This window comes from Enterobacter sp. ZOR0014 (genome assembly GCF_000798855.1).
Lineage (GTDB): Bacteria > Pseudomonadota > Gammaproteobacteria > Enterobacterales > Enterobacteriaceae > Enterobacter > Enterobacter kobei.
On the sequence record NZ_JTLF01000298.1, the window covers coordinates 1 to 6671 of the forward strand.

General features: G+C 55.9%; 6 protein-coding genes and 1 pseudogene. 1 reads left to right on the forward strand and 6 read right to left on the reverse strand.

What is annotated here, in order from left to right; all coding sequences use genetic code 11:
* A partial coding sequence (locus L977_RS15585; RefSeq protein WP_047626121.1) for a diguanylate phosphodiesterase occupies nucleotides 1-519 on the reverse strand: 519 nt, incomplete at its 3' end.
* A 237-nt stretch (nucleotides 520-756) separates the two neighbouring features.
* Between L977_RS15585 and L977_RS15590 the strand changes: the two genes are divergently transcribed.
* Nucleotides 757-2688: a methyl-accepting chemotaxis protein gene (locus tag L977_RS15590; RefSeq protein WP_045135034.1), complete on the forward strand. Its 1932-nt coding sequence runs from the start codon at nucleotides 757-759 to the stop codon at nucleotides 2686-2688.
* 45 nt (nucleotides 2689-2733) lie between these two features.
* Here L977_RS15590 and cobB read toward each other — a convergent pair whose 3' ends face one another.
* The 5 genes and pseudogenes from cobB to L977_RS15615 form a co-directional block, all read right to left on the reverse strand.
* Nucleotides 2734-3555: a Sir2 family NAD+-dependent deacetylase gene (gene cobB, locus L977_RS15595; protein ID WP_032636980.1), complete on the reverse strand. Its 822-nt coding sequence runs from the start codon at nucleotides 3553-3555 to the stop codon at nucleotides 2734-2736.
* A 14-nt stretch (nucleotides 3556-3569) separates the two neighbouring features.
* Nucleotides 3570-4481 carry an N-acetylglucosamine kinase gene (gene nagK / locus L977_RS15600; RefSeq protein ID WP_047626123.1) on the reverse strand — a complete coding sequence of 304 codons (912 nt, stop codon included), beginning with the start codon at nucleotides 4479-4481 and terminating at the stop codon, nucleotides 3570-3572.
* Nucleotides 4482-4534: 53 nt separating this feature from the next.
* On the reverse strand, nucleotides 4535-5779 hold the full coding sequence (lolE, locus tag L977_RS15605) for a lipoprotein-releasing ABC transporter permease subunit LolE (RefSeq protein ID WP_045135033.1): 1245 nt from the start codon (nucleotides 5777-5779) through the stop codon (nucleotides 4535-4537).
* Entirely contained in the window at nucleotides 5779-6480 is a 702-nt protein-coding gene (gene lolD / locus L977_RS15610; RefSeq protein ID WP_023332716.1) for a lipoprotein-releasing ABC transporter ATP-binding protein LolD, read from the reverse strand. The genes lolE and lolD overlap by 1 nt, the downstream gene beginning before the upstream one ends.
* A pseudogene (locus L977_RS15615) lies at nucleotides 6473-6671 on the reverse strand (lipoprotein-releasing system transmembrane subunit LolC); the annotation flags it as partial. The gene lolD and the pseudogene L977_RS15615, both read right to left, overlap by 8 nt.

Consider the following 6671-nt stretch of genomic DNA (forward strand, 5'->3'; position numbering starts at 1 on the left):
AAATTCCTCTTTAGTCTCAATTTTTTCAGCGAGATATTTTATATGTGCGGTCTCGTTCTTACGCGATGCCAGATACTGTTTAATTTGCGCTAAGGTATAATTTCTGATATCGAATTTCAGAACCGAAATATAAGGTAAAAACGCATCCCATTCCGGAGCGAGGGTGAAATCATCGAGCGCGAAGTGGTAGCCGTGCGCATTCATCTCTCTAACGGCCTGCAACAGCTCAGCCCCCGGAACCGCATCTTCCAGTATCTCAATGACCACGCTCTCTTTATCGAGCGCTTCTCCGCTCCGGTCGATGACCATCCGGGAGGGAAAATTAATAAACGACGTGTGCTCCCCGGCGATCCGTTGCGCGGGTACACATAAAAACTGATCTGATATCATTCTGGATGTCGCATATTCCGCCGAGACATCCGGAAAACGGTTTGTCATTCCCTCTCTGAAGAGCAGTTCATAGGCGACCGTCTTCATCTCCGGGTTAAAAATGGGTTGTCTGGCGATAAATCCGTACATATCCCATCCTCCTCTACCACTTAATATTTATTAGCATCCTCTTTCTACACGACGATAACGAGCATTATCGAGCACTATTTTGATTGAATGCACAAAATAAAAGCATCCACACTAATTAACAGGGTTTATATTCTCAGAATTTAAATTAAATACTCCCGGTACTCTACAGAAAGAGAGTGATATATCCGATAAGTAATATGTGCCTGACCGACACGCACACGATTACGGGAGATAAGAATGCAAAACGCCAAGGTCCGAAGATCAAAAATGAGCGTCAAAACGTTAATGCTATTGTCCATTTTTCTCACCGTGACGGTGGGCTTTACCGCCACGATTGGTTTTATGATGTGGCAGTGGATGGCGCAGCAGGACAGTCTGGCCAAAAAACATATCCGCCAGATTGCTGAGGTGCAGTCTTTGCAGGTCAGTAAGGAGATGGATTCCGCGCTGGCTGCCGCCAGGGATATGGGCAACAGTGCCCTGGCGCTGCGGGATGCGGGCATCTCCGATCGCCAAAGTCTCAACCAACTGCTGATCCATTATCTTGCGGCCCACCCGCAGTTTCTCTCCATGTCGATGGCTTTTGAGCCCAACGCGTTTGACCATCAGGATGCCGCCTTTGCCGGACAGAGCGGAGAGGATCCTGCCGGACGCTATGCCCGCTATGTCGACCGCGATGCCTCTGGCAAACCCGCACTGCACCTGCTGACGGACCTGGAAACACCCGGCAGCGGCGATTATTACCTGCTGCCGAAGCAACGGCAAAAAGAGGTGATCATCGAACCCTATATCTACCCCTACAATGGCGTAGACGTCATGCTTACCTCCATTGCCGCCCCCATTATGGCTGACGGTAAGTTTCTGGGATCGGTCACCTCTGACTTTTCACTCGCCACGCTGCAAGCCATGACTGGGGCAATAAAGCCGTGGAACGGGACTGGCTATGCCCTGCTCCTCTCAGCGGAAAATAAAGTGGTATTCAGCCCGGACAAACTGGCCACCGGAAAACCTTACGCGGGAAAGATAACGGGCCATGATGTCATCCGGGAAAACGATCCACTGCTGAAGGAGGAGGCATTTATTATCTGGCAGGATATTGCAATTGGTAACAGCCAGACGCCGTGGAAGCTGGCCATCGTCACTCCGGTCAGTGAGGTGATGGCCGAGGCGCGTGCATTTTTGCTGAAAGCCATTGTCCTTATGGTGCTCAGTATCGTAGTGGTGAGCCTGGTCATGGCGCAAATCTTTACGCGTAAAGTTGACCGACCGGTGGGTGGCGAACCTTCTGACGCCGCCGGAATTGCCCTGGCCGTCGCCCGCGGGGAGCTGAACAATACAATTCCGGTGCGCGCGGGAGATACTCGCAGTATTTTTTACGCCCTGCACACCATGCAGATGCAGCTCAAACGCATCGTCGACAACATCAGCGATGCCAGCCATTCCGTGCGGGGTGGCACCAGCGAGATTTCGGCAGGTAACCTTGACCTTGCCTCGCGAACCGAGGAGCAGGCAGCAGCGATTGTGGAAACCGCGGCCAGCATGGAAGAGATTTCGGCCACGGTGAAGAATAATGCCGACAATGCGCACAAAGCGACCACGCTGACCGACCGCGCCGCCAGCCTCGCCGGACATGGCGAAACGCTGGTGAACGACGTCGTCACGGTGATCGGCGAGATTGATGACAGCGCACGTAAGATCGGTGAGATCAACAGCATTGTCGATGGCATTGCCTTCCAGACCAATATCCTGGCGCTAAACGCTGCCGTAGAAGCTGCACGGGCGGGTGAGCAGGGACGCGGTTTTGCGGTGGTGGCCGGTGAAGTCCGTAACCTGGCCCAGCGGAGCGCTAACGCAGCAAAAGAGATTTCTCAGCTCATTGCCGAATCGTCTGGCCGCGTCAACAAAGGCGTTGAGCTGGTCAATGAAACCGGCGTGATGATGAAACAGGTTATCGAGGCGGTGTCGCATGTGCATCTGGTGATCAACGATATCGTTCAGGCGCTGGACGAGCAAAATCGGGGGATTAGCCAGGTCAGCACCGCCGTGAATCAGATGGACAGCACAACCCAGCAGAACGCCGCTCTGGTGCAGCAGATCTCAGCCGCGGCTCTCTCACTGGACGAGCAGGCTAAATCGCTGGAGAAGACGCTGGCGTTCTTTCATTCGTAAATCGTCAGGCACCCGCAGGACGGGTGCCTTTTTACACCATTGCCGCTACAGCCCTTTCAGCAGCTTGTCGACAAATTCCGGGACGACCGCGCTTGCCAGACCGTAGTGTTTCTCTTCAAACTCGCTGCCCACCTGGCTTGGCTCCAGATTGAGCTCAACCGTATGGGCGCCGTGCAGTCGCGCTTCGTGAACAAACCCCGCCGCCGGGTAAACATGGCCGGATGTACCAATGGCGATAAACACGTCCGCCATCGCCAGCGCGCTGTAGATATCATCCATCCCCAGGGGCATCTCGCCGAACCACACCACGTGCGGGCGCAGGCGTGCGGGGAACTGACAGCAGTGACATTTGTCTTCTGGCAGCACGTCCTCTTTCCAGTCCAGCACCTGGCCGCTCCAGGCACAGCGAACTTTGAGCAACTCACCGTGCATGTGGATGATGTTTTTGTTACCGGCTCGCTCATGCAGGTTGTCGATATTCTGCGTCACCAGCAGGAAACGATCCCCCAGCGCCTCTTCCAGCTTCGCCAGCGCCAGATGCGCCGGATTGGGCGCAATCTCAGGCTGCTGCAGCTGGCGACGGCGGGCGTTGTAAAACGCCTGCACGAGTTCCGGATCGCGGGCAAAACCTTCCGGCGTGGCGACATCCTCCACGCGGTGTTCTTCCCACAGTCCGTCCGCCGCGCGGAAGGTTCGAATTCCTGACTCAGCGGAGATCCCCGCCCCGGTCAGCACCACCACTCTGGGTTTATCCATCGCTTCTGGCATCATTCTGTCTCTGAAAAAGATCCGCTGACGCAAGCGCTCACGTAAGCGGCGTTTGTTTTTGCGAAAACGGCTGAGTCGACCCTGGCGACGCGACAGCATAGAAACCTCGTAAACTAATCGGTGAGATGAAGGAATGCGGCTCCGCGCATGCCTCCTGCGTCCCCGTGTCGCGCACGTTCAATACGCGGCACGCGTGCAACCGGCAATAAATGTCGGGGCAAACGCCCGGACAACTGTTCCGTAATCGCAGTAAAGTTTGACAACCCTCCCCCAATCACCAGCAGATCCGGGTCGACGATAGTGAGAATATTTCCCAGACATACCGCCAGCAGATCCAGATAGCGCTCAACGTGCTCACGCGCCTGCGCATCCCCTTGCTCCCACAAGGTAATGATTTGAGGGGCCTCAAGTTTCTGATGATAGAAGTGTTCGTAAAGCCATGCAAACCCGCGGCCGGAGAGGTAGTTCTCAATACAGCCGTGCTGGCCGCAGCCGCAGCGGGTCAGCGGAAAATCACGCCCGACGACGTCCAGGGCATCCACCGGCAAGCGGATATGGCCGAACTCACCGGTGATATAGCTGCGCCCGGTGATGGGCTTACCGTTGATCACGATCCCTCCGCCGACGCCCGTGCCGAGGATCAGTCCCATGACCAATGGATACTGACGGAATTCATCATCCCAGGCTTCAGAGAGCGCAAAACAGTTGGCATCGTTATCTAAACGCACGTCGCGTTCAAGGCGGGCAGAGAGATCGGCGCGCAGCGGTTTGCCGCTGGCAGCAGGTACGTTGGCGGCATACAGCGTGCCGTCGTCGGTTTCGGGCATGCCCGGAATACCAATGCCGACGCTGCCTTTGACGCCAAAGCGTTCATCTGCTTGCGCCACCAGCGCGGCAATGGCGGTTAAAAATTCGTCGTAACTCTCGCGGGGCGTGGGAACGCGCGTTTCCCACTGCAGCCTGAGGTCTTTATCAAATACGCCGAGCGCAATCTTGGTGCCGCCAATATCAAATCCATAATACATAGTGCATTCCTCTTTTGACCTGGCGGCCCAAAAGCCGCTAGATCATGACGTAATTACTGGCCACTTAATACCCTCGCCGGATCAATTCGGCTTGCGCGACGCGCCGGATACCAGCTTGCCAGCAGACTCAGTAAAAGTGCTGTAACCAGCACATAAAAAACGTCCAGCCAGTGCAATTCAGACGGCAGGAAGTCAATAAAATAGATATCACCCGACAGGAACTGGTGACCAATAAGCTTTTCAATGCCGTTAATAATTGGCGTCAACTGCAGGGAAACCACCACGCCAATCACCACGCCACACAGGCTGCCGAACAATCCTGCCAGCAAACCGTACCAGACGAAGATGGCGCGAATAAGACCGTCTTTCGCCCCAAGCGTTCTCAGCACGGCAATGTCACCGCTCTTGTCCTTGACTGCCATCACCAGCGTCGAGACGATGTTAAAGCACGCCACACCGATCACCAGCACCATCGCCAGATACATAATCGCGCGGATCATCTGGATATCACGGTACATATACCCGTAAGTGCCGATCCAGCTTTTGATGTAAACATAGTTATTGGTCACGCTGCCCGCGTCGCGTACCAGTTTGTTGGCATTAAAGACGTCGTTCACCTTAATGGCAATGCCCGTCACGCTGTCGCCCATGTCGAGATACTGCCGCGCATCTTCCATCGGCACCATCGCAAAGCTATGGTCAAGCTGACCGCTCAGCTGAAGAATACCGGTGACGTGCAGGCGCACGCGTTTCGGCTGCTGCAATTTGTGATCGGCGCTGGCGTTCGGGATCATGATCGACACCCAGTCGCCCTGCTTCACCTTCAGGGCATCTGCAACGCCTTTGCCCATGATGATCTGCTGCTCGCCGGCCTTAAAGTTTGCCCACGCGCCGTTCTGCACATATTTCGGCAACGCGCTCAGGCGTTCTTCCTGGGCGGGGTTCACCCCTTTCACCTGGATGGCACGCAGGTTTACCCCGCTCTCCACCAGCCCGGTAAAGTTGATATAGGGCGCGGCAGCAGCGATGCCCGGGACTTTCTCTACTTTGTTGAGCGCATCGCTCCAGTTGGTCCAGGGCTGGTTAACCGGCTCGATTTCCCCGTGCGGTACCACCGCCAGAATGCGGTTATTCAGTTCGCGCTCGAAGCCGTTCATGGCGCTCAGGCCGACAATCAACACCGCCACGCCCAGCGCAATACCGATGGTCGAGATGACGGAGATGAGCGACACCATGCCGCCGCGACGGCGACCGCGGCTAAAGCGTAACCCGATGAGTAACGATAACGGTGAAGCCATTACTCCGCTCCCATCAGGGTCAGTTCTGCATTCAGATGACCGTCGCGCATTTCAAGCTGGCGCCCCATGCGTTTTGCCAGCTGCAGATCGTGGGTGACCACCAGAAACGCGGTGCCCTGCGAGGCGTTAAGTTCACCCAAAAGCTGGAAAATACTGTCCGCATTACGCGCATCCAGGTTACCGGTCGGTTCATCCGCCAGTACCAGACGCGGGTTGTTGACCAACGCACGGGCAATGGCCACGCGCTGACGTTCGCCGCCGGAAAGCTCCGACGGACGGTGATTGCCACGGTGACCCAGCCCTACTGCGTTCAGCATGTCGCTGGCGCGGGCGTTAATTTCTGCCGGTTTCTTTTTGCCAATCAGCAACGGCATCGCCACGTTTTCCAGCGCCGTGAAATCCGGCAGCAGGTGGTGGAACTGGTAGATAAAGCCCAGCTCGCGATTACGCAGCTCTGCCTTCGCCGCTGAGGACATTTTGCTCATCGGCTGGCCGGAAAAAATCACGTCGCCGCTGGTTGGGGTATCCAGCCCGCCCAGCAGGTGCAGCAGCGTACTTTTGCCCGAGCCGGAGCTGCCGACAATCGCCATCATCTCGCCTTCGCCCACGCTAAAGCTCACATTGTGCAGCACGTCGGTCTGCACAGCGCCTTCCTGATAGCGTTTGGACAGGTTGTCGCATTGCAACAGGATCTTATTCATAACGTAAAGCCTCAGCGGGTTGAGTGGCGGCAGCGCGCCAGGAAGGATAAAGCGTCGAAAGCAGCGCAATGGCCATCGCGGCCAGCGCAATACCGATAACCTGCAGCGGCTCGATAGCCACCGGCAGCGCCGCGCCATCAAGCAGCGCGCCGATGATCGGCATTAAATTATTAAGCTGGCTGGCAAGCAAT

What these genes read in the sequence shown, in the direction of transcription:
- L977_RS15590 (WP_045135034.1), top strand. Translation starts at nt 757, where the DNA reads ATGCAAAACGCCAAGGTCCGAAGATCAAAAATGAGCGTCAAAACGTTA.
- cobB (WP_032636980.1), bottom strand. Translation starts at nt 3,555, where the DNA reads ATGCTGTCGCGTCGCCAGGGTCGACTCAGCCGTTTTCGCAAAAACAAA.
- nagK (WP_047626123.1), bottom strand. Translation starts at nt 4,481, where the DNA reads ATGTATTATGGATTTGATATTGGCGGCACCAAGATTGCGCTCGGCGTA.
- lolE (WP_045135033.1), bottom strand. Translation starts at nt 5,779, where the DNA reads ATGGCTTCACCGTTATCGTTACTCATCGGGTTACGCTTTAGCCGCGGT.
- lolD (WP_023332716.1), bottom strand. Translation starts at nt 6,480, where the DNA reads ATGAATAAGATCCTGTTGCAATGCGACAACCTGTCCAAACGCTATCAG.